Raw genomic sequence first — 21,749 nt, 5'->3', positions numbered from 1 at the left:
GAGGTTGCAAACATGTCTATCTTATTATTGCTCGTCACCGTTCTTGGAGGCGCGCTCCTCAGTGCTCAATCTTCTGTGAACGGCGCGTTCAGCCGTAAAGCCGGTACATTAGAAAGTGCATTTTTAACATTCATTACGGGAGCCATGATGTTGTTCTTACTCGTTTTGTTCTTTGGCAGCGGGAAGATTTTAAGCATTTTAGACGCTCCGATTTGGCAACTTAGTGCCGTGTGGCTCGGGGTAGGTTATTTATTTTTGACGATTTTAGCAGTACCAAAAATCGGTGTCATCGCAGCAAATCTAGCCGCTATCATCGGTCAACTGTCGATGGGAATGGTAATTGACCATTTCGGATGGTTCGAAGGTGCTGTGATTCCATTCGACACGAAACGGTTGATTGCGTTGATTTTGATGATTGTCGCATTGCGGTTATTGTATGTAGGGAACGTAAAACAAGCGAAAGAAGGGCCTACTTCCAAATCGATTGCCTCATAATAAAGTCTCCTGGAAGGTCATCTTCCAGGAGACTTCTGTTATAGACTGATTGATTCACCGTCTTCAGGAACAAATAGTTGGTTGGCAAATTCATGTTCTTGTGCATAAGAGCGTAAGTCAGTCCGTGACAAGTTCCAGTGGTTCACTGCCTCCATATGGACCGCAATGATGCTAGCTTCCGGGGCAGCTTCTGCTACATGACGTACGTCCACTTCATTCATGACGAGCGAGCCACCTTCTAAGAATTGATTGTCTCCCGCATTGACGACGATCACCTCTGGGCGATGCGATTGAATGGTTTCAGCGACACCATCATACCAAACTGTATCCCCAGCAACGTATAACGTTTTTTCAGTTTTATGTGTAAAGACGACACCGCACACTTCACCAGTCAACGATAAGATGTCGCCTCGACCATGCTCACCGACCGTTTTGGAGAGATGAACATCTTCGAATTCGGTCGATTCAGTCAGCACGCGAACGTCTTTGAATCCATCCTGTTGAATCGTGTTCTGGTCTGCCTCGTTTTGAACGAAAATCGGAAGCTCTTTTGAAAGTGCTTCTTTTGCGACTTCGTCATAGTGGTCGAGATGAAGATGAGTCAAGATGACGGCGTCAATTCCATGTAGAAGATTTTCAATCGAAATCGGCAATTCAACGAGTGGGTTGTGCTCATCTTGACGTGCCGAGTTTGGGAAAGGTGGATATGTGCCTTTCTTCGCAAGAAACGGATCGATGAGAAACGTCTTTCCAGCATATTCAAGGCGGAGTGTCGCATTTCGGATTAATTGAATGTTCATAGGTGATTCTCCTTTTTCCATGTAGTATATATGTAGTGTAGAACGTACCCGTTTTGTAAAACATCACTTCATTCAAGTCTTTTTATCGATTTACTTGAATGATGAAAGGAGTGAACACATGGACGCAACAGATCGCCGCATCATTGAAGCCTTGCAACAAAATAGTCGGATGACGATGAAGGAATTAGGAGAACTTGTTCACTTGACGGGGCAAGCAACAGCCACACGGGTTAAAAAGTTAGAAGACCTTGGAATCATCGAAGGGTACACGATTCGAATCAATGAAGAACGAATCGGTCTGCCGATTCATGCGATGATTACGATTTACACGACAAGTACATTTCATGATCCGTACCTTCTCTTTCTTAAAGAGCATCGGCAATACGTGCGACATAACTACAAGGTGAGCGGGGATGGCTGCTATCTACTCGAGTGTCGCTTCCCGACGAATCAAGAACTGAATGCTTTTTTAGATGGACTCAGCAAATACGTGAACTACAAACTATCACTCGTCATTGACCAAAACACCCAGTGAATCGTTGGATTGGATTCACTGGGTGTTTGTTAAATGTACATATTCCTTAAACGCTCCGCATGCCCCTTCATCATTTCTCGCAACTTACTTGGCGATTTGACCTCCACTTCAGCCCCTGCTTTCAACAACTGCCTCGACAAAAACGGCAGTTCTTCTTCGGGTACCGCCCACTCATTTAACTCATCGATATCGGGTAATACATCTTCAAGCAAACGACGACCGAGTGGGGTTAGTTCGAGTTGAACGGTCACACCGCCCCGTTCATCATTTGCCTGGATTAAGGTCAGCAAATCCTCCGATTCAAAAGTCTCCTCTAGAAGACGAACCGCCTTCACTCGATCGATTCGGTATTGCCGGAATCCGAGTTCGGAGAGCCCGAAGACGTACCATTTTAAATCGAGGAGTGCCATGCCGACCGGAGCGACGGTGAACGTACGTGATCCGTTCGTCGTTCGATACGTCATCTCTACCTTGTTTCGACGTTCGACCGCCTGATAGATGTCTTTCGTGAACGGAGCCTTTGGAATCTGTTTGTTCCCGAGCCATAGGATGTTTCGTTCCAATCGATGAATCTTCGTCTCCAAGTCTTGCGGTAGCTCGTTCACGTACCAATCGGACAGCGTATTTCTTACATCACCAAATGGCACGTCCGAGATTTGTTCCATCCATTTGAGCGTGAGGTATAGGGCGACTGCTTCTTGTTCGCGGAGGTGGAGCGGTGGCAACAACCGGTTCGGTAGCATCTCATAGCCACCACCGATCCCGGGCACACTCCAGATCGGATAACCAAGTCCCTCGAGCGACAGCATATCCCGCTGAATCGTCCGGATAGAGGCGCCTGTCTCTTGAGCCAGTTCTTCAGCGGTGAAACGTCGTCCGCGATTGAGTAGTCGAATCAGTTGTAGATGTCTTTTTTTCATACTCATCATTCCCGTCATCTTTTGTCGTATTTAGTCGTTAAGCTGAAGGTATCACGAATCAAGGAGGAACACATGATGCCGAATGTCGTATTATACATTGCGATGAGTCTCGATGGGAAAATCGCCCGGTCGAACGACCAGCTCGACTGGTTGTTTGAAGTAGATGGGGAAGGGGACAACGGATACGCCGAGTTTTTCAAGACGGTCGGTGCCGTCGTCATGGGACGGAAAACCTACGAGGAAGTGCTGCAACTGTCACCTGAGCAGTATCCGTACCCGGACATCCCGAATTACATCCTGACACGGAACTCGAATCGGGAAGCCGAGTACGTCACGTTCACGGATGAACCGATCGAGCAACTCATGGAGCGTTTGAAAGAAGAGGTCGAACAGGATATCTGGCTCGTCGGGGGCGGAGAAGTAATCCAGTCCGCAATGGAACAAGGGTTGATTGACCGCTACGAGATCGCCATCGCCCCGGTCGTGCTCGGCGAAGGGATCCCGCTTTTCCCGGAAGGCACGAAAGAGACGAAGCTGAAGCTGATGGGTCAGCGAACGTCTGGACAGTTCGTCATGATGACGTACGAGAGATGAAAAAAAAGCCGAACCCTATGGGCTCGGCTTTTCTCATACATGCTTCCGCTGAAACGCGGAGATGGCATCATACTCTTCCTTGAAGTGGCGTGACAGCCGAATGTAGATCGGCAACAGCTCCCGATAAATGCTCGTCGCTTCAGCATCCGGACGATGTTCATGGGTCACTTGCGGGACGGCGGTGAAGTCGTCGATGTCGCCGAACGCATAGTGCCCGAGCATGACCGCACCGAGGCACGAGCTCTCATGACTCTCCGGGACGACAACCGGCGTGTCGAAGATGTCAGCCATCATCTGGCGCCAGAGCTTCGATTGGGCAAAACCGCCCGTCGCATGGATTCGGCTCGGTGCACCCGTCATCTCGTCTAGTGCCAACATGACCGTGTACAGGTTGAAGATGACCCCTTCGAGCACGGCGCGGATAAAGTGCTCGCGCTTATGATGGATGCTCAGCCCAAAGAAAGAACCGCGTGCGTTTGAATCCCATAACGGGGCCCGTTCGCCCATCAAATACGGATGGAAGAGTAAACCGTCAGCCCCCGGCTTGACCGTCTCGGCGATTCGGGTCAACACGTCATACGCATCGATCCCGAGCCGTTTCGCGGTCTCGACCTCACTCGCCGCGAACTCGTCGCGGAGCCAGCGCAGGATGATCCCGCCGTTGTTGACGGGGCCCCCGATGACCCAATGCTTGTCGGTCAAGGCATAACAGAAGATCCGGCTTTTCGCATCCTCGACCGGCTCGCGGACGACTGTCCGGATGGCACCACTCGTGCCGACGGTCACGGCGACGACACCCGGTTCAAACGCCCCGACCCCAAGGTTCGAGAGTACCCCGTCGCTCGCCCCGATGACGAGCGGGAAGTCCCAACCGAGCATGTCGGCGATGTCTTCTTTAAGAGACAGGATCGCGGTCGTCGGGACGAGCGTCGACAGACGGTCCGGAGTGACGCCGGCGATGGCGAGCGCTTCCGTGTCCCAATCTGTTTCCTTCAGATTGAACAAGCCCGTCGCCGAGGCGATGGAGTGGTCGACGACGAAGTGACCCGTCAGACGGTAGAAGACGTACTCTTTGATCGAGACGAACTTTGCCGCCCGCTCGAACAGGTCGGGCATCTCGTGCTTCATCCAGCGGAGCTTGGATAATGGGGCCATCGGGTGCACCGGTGTGCCGGTCCGCATATGGAGCCCCGTCGCATCGAAGTCGCGTTTGATTTCTTTCGTATAGCCGTTCGCCCGGCTGTCCGCCCAGGTGATACTGTTCGTGAGCGGGTGACCGTGTTCATCGAGGGCGATCAAGCTGTGCATCGCCGAGCTGAACGAGGCGAAACGGACCGGTCCATCCGCCTTGGCCCGGACGGAGCTGATCGCTTCAAGCACGGCCCCGTAGATGACGACCGGATCTTGCTCGGCCGTCTCCGTATCGGGAGTGAGGAGCGGGTACAACACGTTGTGCACCGCCAGTTGGGTTTCGTTTTCGAACAGGACGGCTTTCGTGCTCGTCGTCCCGATATCGACACCGATTGTATACATGCAGTCACTTCCTAACTTAGATAATGAACAAACTGATCAAGAACACGACCGCGAAGCCGGTGAGTCCGATGATGGTCTCCATGATCGTCCATGATTTGAGCGTATCTTTCACATCGAGCCCGAAGTAGCGGTTGACGAGCCAGAATCCTGAGTCGTTCACGTGCGAGAGCACGGTCGCACCAGACGCGATGGCGATGACGATCAAGCCGAGTGCAGCCCCTGTGATGTTTTGAATTTCAAGTAGCGGCGTGATGAGTCCAGCCGCTGTGACCATCGAGACGGTCGCCGACCCTTGGGCGACACGGACGACGGTCGCAATCAAGAAGGCGAGGACGATGGCTGGGAGCGGAGAGTCGGCCATCATGTTCCCGAGCACTTCGCCGACGCCTGAGTCGATCAACACTTGCTTGAACACGCCGCCGGCACCCGTGACGAGAATGATGATCCCGGCCGGTTCGAGTGCTTTCGTCGCGATCTCCTGTACTTCGTTGCGTGAATAACCACGGCGTGTCCCGAGGAAGATGAACGTCAGGAGCGTCGCAATCGTCAAGGCGACGAACGGGTGTCCGAGGAACGTCAGGATCGAACGGACTGTGTTTCCTTCTTCTAACAATACCGCAGATAACGTGTTCGCGAGAATCAGGACGAGCGGGATTGAGATGAGCGAGACGATCAATTTGAATCTCGGCAATTCTTTTGAGTCATCCAACGGTTCGAACTCCATATAGTCCGGAATCGTGACATGAATCTTCTTAGCGATATACTTCCCGAAAACCGGTCCGGCTAAAATCATGGCTGGGAGCCCGGCGAGCGCACCGAACAAGATAACCCAACCGAGGTCGGCACCAATCAAGTTGGCGACGGCAATCGGACCCGGTGTCGGTGGGATGAAGCTGTGTGTGACCGCGAGACCGGCGAGGAGCGGAATACCATAGTAAAGAAGCGAGCGACCTGTCTTTTTAGCAAGTCCGTAGACGATCGGTACCAAAATGATGAAGCCGACATCGAAGAAGACCGGGACGGCGACGATGAATCCGGTGATCCCGAGCGCCCATTGCGCTTTGTCTTCACCGAACTTGTTCACGAGTGTCTGGGCGAGTCGTTCGGCACCGCCTGATACTTCAAGCATCTTCCCGAACATGGCGCCGAGACCGACGACGACGGCGACGAAGCCGAGCGTGCCGCCCATCCCGTTTTGGATGGAGCCGATGACGTCCCCGAGTGGCATGCCTGCCGCGACTCCGACGAGAAGACTGACGAGCAGGAGTGAAACGAATGCGTGTAATTTCGTGCGGATAACTAAGAATAAAAGTGCAAAAATGCCTGCTAAGGCGATTAAAATCAATGTAGAGCCAGACATATGTAGTTCCCCCTTTGAATGTGTTGTAACCGTTTACAGCTTTTCATAAAGGAAAAGGCCAGCCCCTGACCCTTTCCTTTCCCCATTCTAAAATCCTGTTTACTTCTTGACGACGGCATGGCCCCCGAACTCGTTACGGAGCGCGGCGACGACCTTGCCGGAGAACGTGTCCTCCTCGAGCGACCGGTAGCGCATCATGAGCGACAAGGCGATGACCGGTGCCGCTGCCTGCAGGTCGAGTGCCGTCTCGATTGTCCATTTGCCTTCGCCGGACGAGTGCATGACGCCACGGATGTCATCGAGCTTGGCATCTTTTTGGAAGGCGCTCTCCGTCAACTCCATGAGCCACGAGCGGATGACCGAGCCGTTGTTCCAGACGCGGGCGACTTGTTCGTAGTCGTAGTCGAACGGGCTCTTCTCCAAGATGTCGAACCCTTCGGCGATTGCCTGCATCATGCCATACTCGATGCCGTTATGAATCATCTTCAGGAAATGACCGCTACCGGCAGGTCCTGTGTACAAGTAGCCTTTTTCGACCGACAAGTCCTTGAAGATTGGCTCAATGGTCGGCCATGCCTCCTTGTCCCCGCCAATCATCGTGCAGGCGCCATTTCGGGCACCGTCCGTTCCGCCACTCGTGCCGCAGTCGAAGAATTTGATGTCTTTCTCGGCGAACTGTTCCGCCCGAGCGACAGACAGCTTGTAATTCGAGTTCCCGCCGTCGATGACGATGTCACCAGGTTCGAGTCGGTCATACAGCTCGGCGAGCACCTGCTCTGTGACCTCTCCTGCCGGGACCATCGACCAGATGACGCGTGGTGTGGACAACTGGTCAATGACGTCCTCGATCGACGACACGATGGTGAACGCCTCCGACGTGACGTCCCCGACGTCCGTCCCGATGACGGTATGCCCGTGGTCGCTCAAATTGAGCGCCAAGTTGTAACCCATCTTTCCTAATCCAATCAAACCGATTTCCATTTTTTCACCTCTGAAAAAGAATTTTTTTCCGTCTCTCCATCATCATATCAAAATAATTTCGATTTTCAAGTTTAATTACGGAATTTTTTTCTTTTTCTATATGAAAACCCGACCTCCATGAAGAAGGTCGGGGGTCATCAGCCTTGAATCGTTTGACGGTGTGTGCGGAAAAATCGTTCGATTTCGTCTGCCGGGAGCGGACGGTTGTAGTAATACCCTTGTGCCTGATTGCATGATTCGGCTTTCAGGAAGGCGACTTGCTGCTCCGTCTCAACACCTTCGGCGATGACGTTCAATCCGAGCTCGTGCGCCATCCGGATGATGGTTTTGACGAGCGCGGCGTCTTTCAAATCGTTCTCGATGTTTTTCGTGAAGTGTTGGTCAATCTTCAGCGTATCGATCGGGAAGAGTTTCAGGTAGCTGAGCGACGAATAGCCCGTACCGAAGTCGTCAATCGATAAGTGGATCCCGAGGGCGACGAGTTCATTCATCGTCTCGATGGCCCGGTCGGCGCTCTGGATGACGCTCTCGGTCAGCTCGAGCTCCAGGTACTGCGGCTCGAGTCCGGACATGTCGAGTGCCCGGGCGACGACGTCGGATAAATCCTTTTGTGCGAACTGGACAGCCGAGATGTTGACGGCGACGCGGAACGGATCGATGCCCGCATCCTGCCACGCCTTCGTCTGGCGACAGGCCTCGTTCAGGACAAACTCGCCGAGGCGATGGATGCTTCCGGTCTCTTCTGCGATTGGGATGAATTCCCCGGGGGAGATGAAGCCGTACTCGGGGTGCGTCCATCTGACGAGTGCCTCGACGCCGATGACCGTCTCGGAGTCGAGACTGATCTGTGGCTGGTAATGGACGGTGAATTCTCCGCGGTCGATTCCTTTCCGGAGCGCCATCGACAAGTTTGACCGTCTCGAAACGGACGCGTTCAGTTCATCCGTGAAGAACTGATAGCCGTTCTTGCCGTCGGCCTTCGCCCGGTACATGGCGATGTCGGCGTTTTTGATCAGCTCTTCCGCTGACTCTCCGTCTGACGGATAGAGACTGATGCCGATCGATGCCCCGGTGAATACTTCATCTTGTTCCAACGTAAAGGACGGGAGCAGGACATCAAGCAACGCCTTGGCACGGTGGGCGGCGAGGCTGCTGCCCGTCTTTGGAGCGAGGAGGATGAATTCGTCTCCTCCGAGCCGGGCGAGCGTGTCCGTCTTTTGAATCACCGATTGGATCCGGGATGTCACTTGTTTTAAGAACTGATCACCGATCGAGTGACCGAAACGGTCGTTGATCACTTTAAAGTTGTCCAAATCGATATAAAAGAGAGCGAACGGTTCTTTTTGAGCTTGTCCGAGCAGGGCATCGAGCCGGTCACTGAAGAGGCGACGGTTCGGGAGTCCGGTGAGCGGGTCCAAATAGACGAGGTCGTTGATTTGCGCCTCGATCCGTTTCCGTTCACTGATGTCCCGGATGATGCTGCTGAAGAAGACACCTTGATCGGTCTCCCATGTGCCGAGCGACATCTCGATTGGGATCTCCGATCCGTCTTTTTGAAGGCCGATCAGCTCGACCGTCTGACCGATGACACGTTTTTCTTTCGTTTCCTTGTAGCGGGCCATCCCCCGTTCGTGCGCTTCCCGAAACCGTTCCGGGATAATCGTGACGATGGAGGCCCCAATCATCTCTTCAGACGGGTAGCCGAATAGTTGCTCGGCGCCATGGTTCCACTGGATGATGCGGCGGTCCTGGTCGGCGACGATGATCGCGTCAGAGGCGGATTCGATGACCGATTCAAATTTGAGTTCGAACGCTTCGGACTGCACCTCGATTTGTGTCGCGGTCCGAATCGAAATGTAAAGAAGCAAAAACAGCGTCATGACGCTTGCGGCGATGACATAGGCGAGCAGGGTGCTGTCGACCGAGTAGCCGCTGTTCGAAGCGGCCGGCGCGTCAAGCGGGGTGAAGCGGGCGGCACTCATCCCGATATAGTGCATGCCCGAGACGGCCAAACCGATCAAAACCGAGCAGACGACACGGCGCCAGTGGAAGCGCGGGATGTTCGGCAAATAGAACAGGATATAGAGACCGACCAGCGAGGCGGCGAATGCCACGACAACGGAAGCCGTCCACATGACCGGGTCATACGAAAGCACCGCGTCCATCTGCATCGCCTCCATCCCGATATAATGCATCGAGACGATCCCGAGACTGATGAAGACCGCACCGATGACGAGCTGATGCGGGCGAGTTGTCGGGTGACTGATCATCCAGAAGGCGAGAGCAGACGAGATGACGGCCGGAACGATCGAGACGAACACGATGCCGAGATGATAGGAGACGTCGACATGAAGATGAAACGCCAGCATGCCGATGAAATGCATCGCCCAAATCCCGAGTCCGAGACTGAACGCGCCGGCGCTCACCCAACGGAGGCGTGAGGCGTGTTTGGCATATTTTAAACGACTGCTTATATCGAGCGAAATCGTTGCGGAGAAGATGGCTACCGCGACGGACAGAATGACGAGTGTGATGTTATAGGAGCTACTGAGGTGATGTTCGATGGATAACAGTCCTTTCAATTCAAATAGTACAATGAGTGAACAAATTCAAAAATGCTTTCCTAGCGTAGCACATTCACAAAATTGTCGAATCCTCATTTTTTCAAGGCGGGTCAATGGTTTCTGCAGGTCGCACATTGCGGAATTTTTTTCGAAACGGTATCGTAAAAGGAGAGAAAGGGTGATTCCAAAATGGAGACGATGAACGGGACGGCCCGCATCCGCGGCGCCTATTCGACACTGAGTAAAAAGGAACAACGCATTGCCGATTATATTTTGAAACAACCGGAACAAATCATTCACCATACGATCAACCAGGTCGCCGACGACCTCGACGTCGCCGAGTCGACCGTATTCCGTTTTTGCCAGCGTGTCGGCTTTAAAGGATATCAGGCGCTGAAAATCGCGCTCGCCTCGGATATCGTCGCACCGCTACAGGACATCCATGAAGACATTACGCCGGAGGACACGGTACTCGAGATCGCCGAGAAGATTTTTGCGACGAACGGGAAAACGATCGAGTCGACCCGGCAAATCCTGGACGGTGAGGCACTCGAGCGGACGACTGAGCTGATGCTTTCGGCGCGCCGCATCGAATTTTTCGGAAACGGCGGGTCGGCCGTCGTCGCCTTGGACGCCTACCACAAATTCGTCCGGAGCGGTCTCTTCGTCACGGCGAACCTCGAGTCGCACATGCAGCTCATGTCGGCGTCACAACTGACGACAGAAGATGTCGCGGTCCTCATCTCGCACTCAGGAGCGACGAAAGAGACGCTCGACATCGCCAAGCTGCTCAAAGAGCGGGGGATTCCGACGGTGGCGATCACGAACTATGCGAAGTCGCCGCTCTCGAAGCTCGCCGACGTTTCCTTATATACGGTATCGCAAGAGACGGCTTTCCGATCGGAGGCGCTCGCCTCGCGGATCGCGGAGCTCAGTCTGATCGACGCCTTGTTCACGGTCGTCATGATGCGTCGCGGGGAGGCGGCACGGACGTCCCTTCAACAAATGCGTGAGGCGATCTCGATGCGTCGAATCTGACGAAAAGAGGGTTAGGTTCCGTCAAAAGGTGGAAATTATAAACCTTGAGAGTAGCGCGAGGCCTATAGAGAGAGGTGTACCGATGAACCATATCGATTTTTTGTCTACCGACCATTACAACGAGTTCAAACGGTTGGCGCAACGGCTCACGGATCCCGGAAACACCGGACGGGAATATTTTGCTGCGCTCTACGTCATCGCCGGAAACGAACATGTACGGGACCATTTGCTCCCTTACATGGATCTGGAAGCAGGAAAGATTCGCACATCGACGATTATCGATGAGAATACATTTACGAAACAGGAGTTCGTCCTCGCGAAACTCGTGATTCATCTATATAACCATAAAGAGTGGGTCCTCCCGACCGAGCTGATTTCCCTTTCGACAGAGGATTATAAGCTTGCGATGCAAGCCATCACGCTTTGCCGGAACGAACAGTTTGACGGAGTGACCATCCCGAACGCTTGACGGCACCCTGTTCCCTTTATCGGGGACGGGGTGTTTTTGATTTCGAATGAAGGAGGAGAAAAGATGGCCTTAAACACATCGATGCTCGCGATTTTGCTGGTGCTTCTCGTCATCATGATGTCGACCCCGCTCTTGTTCGTCTTCTATATCTGGCGGCGTGACCGGCATCAACGGGAGCATGCCGTCCTTCGTAACTTTCCGATTCTCGGGAAGATGCGCTACGTGTTCGAGATGATCGGTCCCGAACTCCGGCAGTACTTATTTTTGAACGACAATGAAGCAAAGCCGTTTTCGCGGAACGACTATGAGGCGGCCGTCATTTCCGGGAAGTATAAATCCCGCATCATCGGGTTCGGATCCGAGCGTGATTTCGAGGAAGGAGGCTTTTACCTGCAAAACGTCCTCTTCCCGACGAACCGGGAGGAGCTCCGGATCGACAACCGGAACAAAGTCCGGACGTGGCTGTATGAGGTCGATGAGAATAACTTGTTCACACGGAAAGAACATCTCGTCGAACGGGACGTCTCGCCATATCTCTTGCGGGAAGAAGATGCAATCATCATCGGCGAAGGGACATGCCGGGAGCCGTTCCGGGTACGCGGACTGATCGGACAGTCGGCGATGAGTTTCGGCTCACTCGGGGAACGGGCGATCTCGGCCCTGTCGATTGGACTCGGTCGGGCGACAGGGACGTGGATGAACACGGGGGAAGGGGGGCTCTCTGAGTATCATTTGAAAGGCGGCGTCGACATTATCTGTCAGATTGGACCGGCGCTCTTCGGTGTCCGAAACGAGGACGGTTCGTTCTCGGTCGAGGCGTTCAAAGAGAAGAGCGAGATCCCGCAAGTGCGTGCTTTTGAACTGAAGCTCGCCCAAGGCGCGAAGACGCGTGGGGGACATATTGACGGCTCGAAAGTCACGCCCGAGATTGCCCGCATTCGGAAAGTGAAGGCCGGGGAGACGATTGACAGCCCGAACCGCTTTTCCCAGTTCAAGACGAATGATGAGATGCTCGCCTTCGTCGAACAGCTCCGTGAGATCGGGGGCAAACCGGTCGGCATCAAACTCGTCGTCGGAAAGCTCGAGGACATCGAGTCGCTCGTCATCGAGATGGCGGCGTCGAACCGCGTGCCTGACTTTATTACCATCGACGGGAGCGAGGGCGGGACGGGGGCGACCTATCTCGAACTCGCCGACACGGTCGGTCTGCCGCTCAAGGCGGCCCTTCCGTTTGTACATCGTCTCCTAGTCGAGCACGGTCTCCGGGACCGGGTCAAGCTGTTCGCTTCCGGCAAGCTGATCACGGCGGACAAGATTGCGATCGCCCTTGCGCTCGGGGCGGACCTCGTCAACATCGCCCGGGGACTCATGTTCAACGTCGGGTGCATCCAGGCCCAGGTCTGCCACACGAACCGCTGCCCGGTCGGGGTGGCGACGACCGACGCGAAACTACAGCGTGCCCTCGTCGTCGACGAGAAAAGTTTCCGGGTGACGAACTACATCATCTCGCTACGGGAAGGATTGTATAACATGGCGGCCGCCGCCGGGGTGGATTCGCCGACGAAACTGTCGGCGGAGCACGTCCTGTATAAATATCCGGACGGGGAGACGGCAGCAATCGAGGCGCTATTAAGATATAAAAAAGAGTAAGGAAAACCCAATCAAATCAACATAACGCCGACATATTTGAAAAGATGCGCGGGTATAATCAATCAACGGAATGGGATGCTTGGATTTTTTGACAAGGCATCCTTTTCGATTACCTCGTACATCTCTCGGGGAGCAGTCTTTCTTCGCAACCGATGAGGCATCACAGAAGGGAGTCTCACATGAAAAGGTATAACGTTTTGCTGTTAAGTGCCGGAAGACGCGTCGAACTTGTGCAATCTTTTAAACAGGCTGCCGAGAGACTCGGGATCGCTTCTACCATCATCGCAGGGGACGTCTCGGAGTATGCCCCGGCGTTATTCATGGCAGATCGTGCAGTCCAATTGCCGCGAATCAGCCACCCCGACTATATCGGGCGCATCATGGCGGTTTGTCGGGAGGAGGACGTCTCCCTGGTCATCCCGACGATTGATACGGATTTGTTGCTGTTGGCTGAGAACAAACAGATGATCGAATTGGAGACGGGGGCCATCGTCCTGATTTCTCCAGTCGAATCCATCAAGATCTGTCGGGACAAAATCCGATTCCAACGCTTTTTAGAAGACCATGGATTCGGTGCACCGAGAATGATTGAGGTCGAAGGACTGGACCCTACCCAGATGCAGTTTCCTTTGTTCATCAAACCAAAGAGCGGCAGTGCCAGCATCCATACATTCAAAGTGAACAACGAGGGAGAACTGCGGACCTACTTGAACGTGATCAAAGATCCGATCCTGCAGGAGTTCATCACGGGTGAGGAGTATACGGTGGACGTGTTCGTCGACTTCAACGGAAAGATCATCTCGGTCTGTCCACGTCTCCGCATGGAAACACGTGGCGGAGAGGTCTCAAAAGGGAAGATCACAAAAGACCGCGTCATCATCGAGGACGTGAAGCGACTTGTCGCGGCCCTCGGCGGCATCGGACATTTGACTGTCCAATTAAAGAAAGACGGTCAGGACATCAAATACATCGAGGTGAACCCGCGTTTTGGCGGGGGTGCGCCGATGAGCATTCAGAGCGGGGCGGATTCGTGTGAATACCTGTACGCCCAACTATTGGATCAGGAATTGACGTATCACGAGGATTACGAGGACGGTTTGATCTTTTTGCGTTTTGATTCGAGCATCTGCATCGGACCGGACGGAAAACGAATGGACGGACCGGCGGCTGAGGTCGAGTCCCGTGTATAACTAGGCAGCCACTCGTGAAGAACGGGTGGCTGTGTCTTATTGGTACATAGACCGCTGTTCAACACAGGAAGGAGAATCACGATGAAAGCATTGTTTTTGAACTGCACGCTGAAAGGGGACGAGACGAGATCGCACACGGAAGGATTGATCCGTGACATGATCCCGCATTTGGACAGACTCGGGGTCGACTCGGAGATTGTCCGTGTCGTCGATTACAAGGTCGCCTTCGGGGTCACCGAAGATGAAGGCGCCGGAGACGAATGGCCCGTCATCTTTGAAAAGGTGAAGGCAGCGGAGATCGTCGTCATCGGCACGCCGCTTTGGCTCGGTGAGAAGAGTAGCGTCGCCACCCAAGTCATCGAACGGTTGTATGGTGGGAGCGGATTGAAGAATGAGAAGGGACAGGCCATCTACTACAATAAAGTCGGCGGCGTGGTCGTGACGGGAAACGAAGACGGGGCGAAACATGCGTGTGCCTCCATTTTGTACGGCCTGTCCCATATCGGGTTCACCGTGCCGCCGAACGTGGATACGTACTGGGTCGGGGAGGCGGGTCCGGGAGCGTCCTATCTCGATGCCGGCCGCGACAATGCGTTCACGAAATCACACGCGAAGACGATGGCGTATAACCTCTATCATTTCGCGAAGATGTTGAAGAAAACACCGATTCCTGCAGAAGGGAATACGATGCGCTGACGGGAAATCATTCTGTCAGTGAATGAAGAAAGGAGCATGCAATGAATACATTTCCGGATCTACATCAATATAGACAGATGCTTGAACTGTTTCAAGGAGCGAATGAGCGTTTTTTAGGGGAACAAGAAAATTTAATCGCCAGTCGTGTATCAGAGAGGACATTATGTGGTCAGCTCATGATTTACCTCAACGACCGGTTGAGAAGGTTGGAAGGCTATGATCGATACTATGTGGATGTGGAATACAACAGAAATTTCAATCGTCAAATTAAAAGGATCCTCAATCACAGAAATGAAGCGGTAAGCGTTACTTGCGACTTAATCGTGCATAGTCGGGGAGAAGTTTCGCAGCAGGACAATTTAGTGGCAATCGAAATGAAAAAAGTAAAAAATCGTGCCGGTGAACGCAGTCGGACAATTATGACTGACCAGGAACGTTTGAAAGCTTTAACACGGCCCTCATACGACAATGACTGGCATTTTGATGGGTATGCATTACCTGAATATATTTGCAGGTATGTTTTAGGTGTCTACTATCAAATCAATTATCATCAACGGACGATTTGGATTCAGTATTATCGGAATGGAGAAGTAGTGGACGAACAGACGATAGAAGTGAATATATGAGTCTCAATCACATGAAAAACCTCAGTCATTCATTTATCTGAACGACTGAGGTTTTCATGTGATTATTCTTTCTTCTCCACCGCATGCCCCCCGAACTCGTTTCGGAGCGCGGCGACGACCTTGCCGGAGAAGGTGTCTTCTTCGAGCGAACGTTGTCGCATCATGAGCGACAGTGCGATGACCGGGGCCGGCACGTCGTACTCGAGTGCCGTCTCGACCGTCCATTTCCCTTCACCGGACGCATGCATGACGCCCCGGATGCCGTCCAGTTTCTCGTCCTTATGGAACGCGCTCTCGGTCAACTCCATGAGCCATGAACGAATGACCGAACCATGATTCCATACACGGGCAACTTCTTCATAGTCGTATTCGAACGGACTCTTCTCGAGAATTTCAAACCCTTCCGCGATGGCCTGCATCATCCCGTACTCAATCCCGTTGTGGACCATCTTCAGGAAATGCCCGCTTCCGCTTGGGCCTGCGTACAAATACCCGTGATCGGTCGAGACGTCGTCGAACAGCGTCTCGATCTTGCCGAACGCCTCCAAATCCCCGCCAATCATCGTACAGGCTCCGTTGCGGGCCCCGTCCATGCCCCCGCTCGTCCCGACGTCAAAGAAATAGATGAGCTTTTCTTTGAAATGTTCCGCGCGTCGGATCGACTGTTTATAGTTCGAATTCCCACCGTCGATGACGATGTCACCGGGTGAGAGTAACTCATGTAACGTCTGTAACACGTTTTCGGTCACCTCGCCGGCAGGGACCATCACCCAGACGACGCGTGGGGGTTTCAGTGCCTCGACCACTTCTTCTAACGATGCTTTCGTCTCGAACTGACTCGTCGCCACGTTGCCCGGGTCGTACCCGATGACCTCGTGACCGTAGTCCGTCAAATTCAGGGCGAGGTTCAGTCCCATCTTCCCTAGCCCGATCATCCCGATTTCCATTCGTTCCACCCCTTTTAAAAAGTTGTCCTGTAAAAGGGTTACCCGAAATCGGGCTCATTCAAAAGAGCGGCTTGACCGGATCGACCCGGAAAGCGAGAATCGACTTCATCTCGATTTTCCGTCCGTCACTCAAATCGATGTGGTCCTTCATCGGATTCTTCATCTTCAGCGTCTGTTCAAACGTTTGGATCGCATCATATTTCGAACTGCCATAGACGATAAACTCGCACTCCTCTTGCTCTACTAGAAAACACGTGACGACATAACGCATCGACCAATCCCCTTTTTAATAGTATGGAATGACAATACAAGTACGTTTCAACCATATTTTACAAGAAATAATGCGAATGTACCAATCGGTTTTCTGAAAATAAGGAAACAGTCCTAAATTTTCCACTAAACTTTCACGATGCGGTACAACATGCCTACAAATCCGAACACGAAAGTGCAACTTTTCACATCTATTAAGAATAAATGCGTTCAGGTAAAGTCAGGATAGAAGAGGAGAATCGGCAGAGAGGGTAAAAAAACCATACAATTTGCCGATGAATGACATAAGGAAAGGTTCGACAGCTACCGACGTCATTTACCTAATTTATAAATTTTAGGGAAAAACGGAAAGTGCTGCGTGTTAGAATAAACTTTGTGTCACAGGATGATTCAATACAGGTTCGGAAAGGTGCTACGTCATGGAAGAGCAAAAACCTAAAAAAAGAGTCAAGAAACGTCGTAGAAAAGTATCGCCCGTTAAGCGAATCGCGCTCATTGCGGGCTTGGTGATCGGGGTGTTCCTGCTCGTCGGAGTCGGGATGGCCGCTTATTTATACAATCAAGTGGATTCGACGGTCGATCGATTGAACGAGTCGGCCGGTCTCAGTGAAGAACGGATGAACCAGCAGACGATTGTCGACAAGAAGCCGACGTCGGTGCTGCTTCTCGGGGTAGACCGCCGTGCCGAGGAACAGGGTCGGAGCGACTCGATCATCGTCATGACGCTCAACCCAAACTCGGATAAGAGCGCGATGCTCAGCATCCCGCGCGATACGAAAACGGAGATCATCGGGAAAGGGACGGAAGACAAGATCAACCACGCCTATGCCTTTGGTGGTGCCGAGATGGCGATGGACACGGTCGAAGACTTCCTCGGCATCCCGATCGATTACGTGGCGGAAGTGGACATGAAAGGGTTCCAGGACGCGGTCAACCTGTTCGGTGGCGTCGAAGTGACGAACAAGTTCGCCTTCACGTCAGGGGAATACACGTTCAACCCGGGTTCGATCCAACTCGACGGGGCGGAAGCGCTCGCGTACACACGCATGCGTTATGACGACCCGAACGGCGACTTCGGTCGCCAGGAGCGTCAGCGTGATATCATCACGGCGCTCGTCGAGAAAGGGAAAGACGACTTCTCGATCGCCCGCTTCAACAACATGCTCGACGTCCTCGGCAACAACGCCAAGACGAACATGACATTCAAAGACCTCCGGACGTTATCGAAAGATTATATGGAAGCGTTCAAAGACCAGGACGTCCTCCGCCTCGAAGGTAGCGGCGGTAAGGAAAGCGACGGCATCTATTACTGGCATCCGGACGAGGCCTCACTCGAAGACGTGAAGGACTACCTCGGTGAATTGATGGAACAGTGACAGACGGCACCCGATTCAGCGGAATCGGGTGCTTTTGTTTGTGGCATAATATAAGAAAAGAGAGGTGACCCGCGTGCTCGACAGACTGACCCGACTCGCCATCGATATCCGGCATCGCTTTAAAGACCATCACATCAACGATTACAGCGCGACGCTCGCGTTCTTTTGGTTTCTCGCCATCTTCCCGACATTTTTCGTCCTCTTCGCCGTCATGTCGTGGTTTCAGATAGAGGAGGCGCTGTTGATCGAACAGATCGAGACGCTCGTCCCGGGCTCGAGCGTGCGGGAGATGCTCTCGATCGTCTACGACGTGAGCGGCCGACTGAACAGCGGCCTGTTGTCGGTGAGTGCGATCCTCGCTTTCTGGTCGGCCTCGAACGGGGCGGCCCGGCTCGTCAAACTGACCGTCTTTGCGTACGGGGAGTCCGAGGCACGGAACTACTTTTGGCGCCGCATGATCGGGGTGTTGACCATCCTTGCCGGCAGTATCGGTGCGGTCATCCTCATCGTCTTTCACGTCTTCGGTCAGGAGTTCATCGAGCTCATCTATACGTTCTATCCGGAAGTCGAGGAGTTCGACCGGCTCTCGACGCTCACCCGGTATTCGGTGTCGACCGTCGTATTGATCTTCGCCTTCTCGCTCTTTTATAAGATTGCCCCGCAGCAACGAGTCCGGTTCATCGAGACGCTCCCCGGAGCGGTCTTCGCCGTCATCTCATGGCAGCTGTTGTCGACAGGGTACAGCATCTACGTCGAGCGCTTCTCGATCCTCGGGGACACATACGGGACGATTGGCGTCGTCATCCTGCTTCAGATCTGGCTTTATTTGACGGCGGCGACGATGTTGATTGGCGCGGAGATCAACGCCGCCTGGCCCCATCATATGATTCGGGAGCCAAGAAGGCGTCACTTCCCATAAAAAGGGGAAAGAAATGATTAGCATTTTTTGGGGACATGCTATAATCCCACGGAGTTGGTGGGAAAAGGATATTATCATTTTATTTTAGGGGGAAGGTGTGACCAAATGGAGCAACCAAAGAAGAAATCGAAGTGGAAACGTATACTCGGGATCACGCTAGGCGTCCTTTTCGTCATGCTCGTCGCCGGGGGACTGTTCGTCTGGTCGATGGTCGACGAGGTGAGCGATACGGTGACGAAAGTGAACGACAACCTACAGATCAGCCCGGAGCGAAAACAGGTCGAAACGATCGAGGAGGAGCGCTCGGTCTCCATCCTCCTGCTCGGGATCGACCGGCGCGGCACGGAACAGGGGCGGAGTGACTCGATCATCGTCATGACGCTCAACCCAAACACGGATGAAGGGGCGATGCTCAGCATTCCACGTGATACGAAGACGGAGATCGTCGGACGGGGCGTCCGTGACAAGATCAACCACGCCTACGCCTTCGGCGGAGCCGAGATGGCGATGGACACGGTCGAGGATTTACTCGATATCCCGATCGACTACGTCGTCGAGGCGGACATGCTCGCCTTCACGGAAGCGGTCGACGCGCTCGGCGGTATCACGGTCATGAACAAGTTCGCCTTCGACTCGGACGGCTATTCCTTCCCGGTCGGGGAGGTCAACCTCGACGGGGACGCGGCCCTCGCTTACACGCAGATGCGCTATGATGATCCGAACGGTGACTTCGGACGCCAGGCCCGCCAGCGTGACGTCATCACGGCACTGATCGAGAAAGGGCGCTCGGACTTCTCGATCGACCGGATGACGAAGCTGCTTGACGTCGTCGGGGAGCGGGCGAAGACGAACCTTGAGTTCAACGAGCTCGTGGCGCTCTCAAAAGACTATATGAAGGCGTTCCGCAACGCGGGCACGCTTCAAATCGAAGGGAGCGGCGGACTCGAGTCGGACGGCATCTATTACTGGCATCCGGATGACGCCTCGCTCGCTGACGTCCAACAGGAATTGAAACGTTTGATGGAATAAGTCGTCCTCGCGGGCGGCTTTTTTGTGTTTCAAAACGCTTGAGATGTGGGAGAAATAAAGAGATAAGGAGGGAACGAGATGGACTGGAACCGGATTGACGCAATCATCACAAAATGGGGTACCCCTGAAAGGGACGAGTGGCGCCGCCTGTTTGATAAATGGGATGGGCACCATTGGCACGACCGCGACCGACCGAACGAAAAAACGAACGTGCTCCTCGTCGACGCAAGTCTCGTGACGACAGACGGACGACCCGACATGGGTGCGCTCTATGAGTTTTTAGAAAGTCAGGTCCAGGCCTCGGTGAGTGACTTATACCTCGTCTCGCTCTTCCCTTACATCGGACGGCAGACGGACACCGCGGTCGACCCGCGCATCCGGCTTTATGAAGACCTCGGGCATTTCGCAGACGATTTCGGTCTCATGTACGACCTCGACCCGGTCATCTTCAACGAGCGGCAGTTCGACGTGCTCGCCGAGACGAATGCCCTCATTGAACGACTCGCCTACGGGGCGACGAAGATCCGTGTCCACGCCCGGTCGTTCCGGGGCATGACGACGGAGCAGGTGAAAGACGTGCTCGCGCTGTGGCATGAGGTGCTGCATCACTATAAACCGAACGGACAGCTCATCCTCGCGGACGACGCGATGGACGATGCCCATCCGTTTTTCAAGGAAGTTGACGCAATCTGTCACTTCGATTTGGCGAGCCATATCATTCTTGCTTTCGCGCAAGGGGACGCGACGCGGCTCGTCAATCGTGTCCGAAAGATCGATGCACCGCCGGAAGGAAAGACGTACTTTAATTTCCTGTCGACGGCCGAGCGTGACCCGTTCGAGAAAAACTTGGTCGAGGCACCGCCGGAGGCAATCCTCGCCGCCCACAGCATCCTGTTCTCGCTTCAAGGCATCCCGTCGCTCGACTACCGGACCGTGTTCGGGGTAACGGGTCCGACCGACCGCGACACGCTCGTCCATGCTTTGAAGACGGATGGGGAGCGGTTGAAACTGTTCTCGGGCGTACTCAGTCAGGCGAACGTCAAGCGGGTGCAACGGGCGTTGTCCCCGTACGCCTCGCAGCGCGTCCTTGACACGGACACTCGTTTGTTCGCGATCGAACGGAAGATGGAGGGCGAGACGATTCATTTGTATACAAATGTCAGTGCCGACGAAGTTGAGCTCCACGTAGAAGGGACCAGTTTATTCACGGGTGAGCCGGTCGATGCGGTGACGCTCCCACCGTACGGATATATTTGGCTCGAGATTTAGGTCTTTTGAATCAAATGTTCTGAAAATTCAATAGGTGTATTGACGCATGGAATCATTTGGGTAGAAAATGGAAATGTAGGGATTTATTACGCAACTTAGAATGTACATCAAAGGAGCGGATTTCATGGATTCATCTTTGTTTTTGATGTTGTTTCGTCTCACGATGCAATCATTTCTGTACTGGATGGTCGCTACCTTGTTCCTTGCCCTAGCCGTTTATGTCGTCATGTACTTCTTTGACCGGGAGCGCGCGACAGCATACCGGTCCCTCTGGCGAAGAGTCTACTACTCCGCCTTCATCGGCTTCACGGTCTTCGGGTACCTGTTCGGAGAGTTCGTCCTGAACGATACGTGGAAGCTGATCGGTGTGGCGTTACTCATCGTCGCCTTCGATTTCGGTTTGATGCCGTCCCAAGCGGACGCAGAAGTCGAAATGGAAACAAAAAACCGGCTTACGAAAGAACCTTGAGGTTCGCGTAAGCCGGTTT

The 21,749-nt window shown here is 53.5% G+C and carries 22 protein-coding genes; 14 read left to right on the top strand and 8 right to left on the bottom strand.

Annotated features, from left to right (window positions below; all coding sequences use genetic code 11):
* The first annotated feature begins 12 nt into the window (after positions 1 to 12).
* Positions 13 to 495: a DMT family transporter gene (locus KNP03_RS04790; protein WP_214825946.1), complete on the top strand. Its 483-nt coding sequence runs from the start codon at positions 13 to 15 to the stop codon at positions 493 to 495.
* A 38-nt stretch (positions 496 to 533) separates the two neighbouring features.
* On the opposite strand, the gene KNP03_RS04785 is transcribed toward KNP03_RS04790, so the two are convergent.
* Entirely contained in the window at positions 534 to 1,295 is a 762-nt protein-coding gene (locus KNP03_RS04785; RefSeq protein WP_214825944.1) for an MBL fold metallo-hydrolase, read from the bottom strand.
* Positions 1,296 to 1,413: 118 nt separating this feature from the next.
* Here KNP03_RS04785 and KNP03_RS04780 point away from each other — a divergent pair, with 118 nt between their 5' ends.
* The gene (locus KNP03_RS04780) at positions 1,414 to 1,830 is read left to right on the top strand and encodes an Lrp/AsnC family transcriptional regulator (protein ID WP_214825941.1); all 417 of its coding nucleotides are present in this window, start codon (positions 1,414 to 1,416) and stop codon (positions 1,828 to 1,830) included.
* Between the two features lie 29 nt (positions 1,831 to 1,859).
* On the opposite strand, the gene KNP03_RS04775 is transcribed toward KNP03_RS04780, so the two are convergent.
* Positions 1,860 to 2,750, bottom strand: coding sequence for a helix-turn-helix transcriptional regulator (locus KNP03_RS04775; protein WP_214825939.1), 891 nt, complete (start codon positions 2,748 to 2,750; stop codon positions 1,860 to 1,862).
* A gap of 75 nt (positions 2,751 to 2,825) precedes the next feature.
* Between KNP03_RS04775 and KNP03_RS04770 the strand changes: the two genes are divergently transcribed.
* Positions 2,826 to 3,344 carry a dihydrofolate reductase family protein gene (locus KNP03_RS04770; RefSeq protein ID WP_214825931.1) on the top strand — a complete coding sequence of 173 codons (519 nt, stop codon included), beginning with the start codon at positions 2,826 to 2,828 and terminating at the stop codon, positions 3,342 to 3,344.
* A gap of 33 nt (positions 3,345 to 3,377) precedes the next feature.
* On the opposite strand, the gene gntK is transcribed toward KNP03_RS04770, so the two are convergent.
* From gntK to KNP03_RS04750, 4 genes are all read right to left on the bottom strand, one after another.
* Positions 3,378 to 4,877: a gluconokinase gene (gntK, locus tag KNP03_RS04765; RefSeq protein ID WP_214825929.1), complete on the bottom strand. Its 1,500-nt coding sequence runs from the start codon at positions 4,875 to 4,877 to the stop codon at positions 3,378 to 3,380.
* 16 nt (positions 4,878 to 4,893) lie between these two features.
* Positions 4,894 to 6,237, bottom strand: a complete 1,344-nt coding sequence (locus KNP03_RS04760; RefSeq protein WP_214825927.1) for a GntT/GntP/DsdX family permease — start codon at positions 6,235 to 6,237, stop codon at positions 4,894 to 4,896.
* A 99-nt stretch (positions 6,238 to 6,336) separates the two neighbouring features.
* On the bottom strand, positions 6,337 to 7,218 hold the full coding sequence (gene gnd / locus KNP03_RS04755) for a phosphogluconate dehydrogenase (NAD(+)-dependent, decarboxylating) (protein ID WP_214825925.1): 882 nt from the start codon (positions 7,216 to 7,218) through the stop codon (positions 6,337 to 6,339).
* A gap of 137 nt (positions 7,219 to 7,355) precedes the next feature.
* Entirely contained in the window at positions 7,356 to 9,800 is a 2,445-nt protein-coding gene (locus KNP03_RS04750; RefSeq protein ID WP_276313793.1) for a bifunctional diguanylate cyclase/phosphodiesterase, read from the bottom strand.
* A gap of 171 nt (positions 9,801 to 9,971) precedes the next feature.
* Between KNP03_RS04750 and KNP03_RS04745 the strand changes: the two genes are divergently transcribed.
* The 6 genes from KNP03_RS04745 (at position 9,972) to KNP03_RS04720 (ending at position 15,451) form a co-directional block, all read left to right on the top strand.
* Positions 9,972 to 10,820: a MurR/RpiR family transcriptional regulator gene (locus KNP03_RS04745; RefSeq protein ID WP_214825923.1), complete on the top strand. Its 849-nt coding sequence runs from the start codon at positions 9,972 to 9,974 to the stop codon at positions 10,818 to 10,820.
* 82 nt (positions 10,821 to 10,902) lie between these two features.
* Positions 10,903 to 11,289: a hypothetical protein gene (locus tag KNP03_RS04740; RefSeq protein WP_214825916.1), complete on the top strand. Its 387-nt coding sequence runs from the start codon at positions 10,903 to 10,905 to the stop codon at positions 11,287 to 11,289.
* 63 nt (positions 11,290 to 11,352) lie between these two features.
* The gene (locus KNP03_RS04735) at positions 11,353 to 12,939 is read left to right on the top strand and encodes an FMN-binding glutamate synthase family protein (protein ID WP_214825914.1); all 1,587 of its coding nucleotides are present in this window, start codon (positions 11,353 to 11,355) and stop codon (positions 12,937 to 12,939) included.
* 179 nt (positions 12,940 to 13,118) lie between these two features.
* On the top strand, positions 13,119 to 14,129 hold the full coding sequence (locus tag KNP03_RS04730; protein WP_214825912.1) for an ATP-grasp domain-containing protein: 1,011 nt from the start codon (positions 13,119 to 13,121) through the stop codon (positions 14,127 to 14,129).
* A gap of 81 nt (positions 14,130 to 14,210) precedes the next feature.
* Complete coding sequence (locus KNP03_RS04725; protein ID WP_214825904.1) at positions 14,211 to 14,825, top strand: flavodoxin family protein; 615 nt, start codon at positions 14,211 to 14,213, stop codon at positions 14,823 to 14,825.
* A gap of 41 nt (positions 14,826 to 14,866) precedes the next feature.
* Positions 14,867 to 15,451 carry a hypothetical protein gene (locus KNP03_RS04720; RefSeq protein ID WP_214825902.1) on the top strand — a complete coding sequence of 195 codons (585 nt, stop codon included), beginning with the start codon at positions 14,867 to 14,869 and terminating at the stop codon, positions 15,449 to 15,451.
* Positions 15,452 to 15,513: 62 nt separating this feature from the next.
* On the opposite strand, the gene gnd (KNP03_RS04715) is transcribed toward KNP03_RS04720, so the two are convergent.
* Both gnd (KNP03_RS04715) and KNP03_RS04710 read right to left on the bottom strand, forming a co-directional pair.
* A complete protein-coding gene (gene gnd / locus KNP03_RS04715) occupies positions 15,514 to 16,407 on the bottom strand; it encodes a phosphogluconate dehydrogenase (NAD(+)-dependent, decarboxylating) (protein WP_338082704.1) in 894 nt (297 codons plus the stop codon).
* 49 nt (positions 16,408 to 16,456) lie between these two features.
* A complete protein-coding gene (locus KNP03_RS04710; RefSeq protein WP_214825899.1) occupies positions 16,457 to 16,669 on the bottom strand; it encodes a hypothetical protein in 213 nt (70 codons plus the stop codon).
* 418 nt (positions 16,670 to 17,087) lie between these two features.
* Between KNP03_RS04710 and KNP03_RS04705 the strand changes: the two genes are divergently transcribed.
* From KNP03_RS04705 to KNP03_RS04685, 5 genes are all read left to right on the top strand, one after another.
* Positions 17,088 to 18,044, top strand: coding sequence for an LCP family glycopolymer transferase (locus KNP03_RS04705; RefSeq protein ID WP_214825897.1), 957 nt, complete (start codon positions 17,088 to 17,090; stop codon positions 18,042 to 18,044).
* A gap of 73 nt (positions 18,045 to 18,117) precedes the next feature.
* Entirely contained in the window at positions 18,118 to 18,963 is an 846-nt protein-coding gene (locus tag KNP03_RS04700; RefSeq protein ID WP_214825895.1) for a YihY/virulence factor BrkB family protein, read from the top strand.
* Between the two features lie 105 nt (positions 18,964 to 19,068).
* Entirely contained in the window at positions 19,069 to 19,992 is a 924-nt protein-coding gene (locus KNP03_RS04695; RefSeq protein ID WP_214825893.1) for an LCP family glycopolymer transferase, read from the top strand.
* A gap of 78 nt (positions 19,993 to 20,070) precedes the next feature.
* Positions 20,071 to 21,261, top strand: coding sequence for an alpha-amylase family glycosyl hydrolase (locus KNP03_RS04690; protein WP_214825891.1), 1,191 nt, complete (start codon positions 20,071 to 20,073; stop codon positions 21,259 to 21,261).
* Positions 21,262 to 21,385: 124 nt separating this feature from the next.
* Positions 21,386 to 21,730, top strand: coding sequence for a hypothetical protein (locus KNP03_RS04685; RefSeq protein WP_214825889.1), 345 nt, complete (start codon positions 21,386 to 21,388; stop codon positions 21,728 to 21,730).
* Positions 21,731 to 21,749: the final 19 nt, after the last annotated feature.

The sequence above is a fragment of the Exiguobacterium algae genome, from assembly GCF_018617875.1.
GTDB classification, from domain to species: Bacteria; Bacillota; Bacilli; order Exiguobacteriales; family Exiguobacteriaceae; genus Exiguobacterium; species Exiguobacterium algae.
This window is presented reverse-complemented; position numbering and strand designations above follow the sequence as displayed.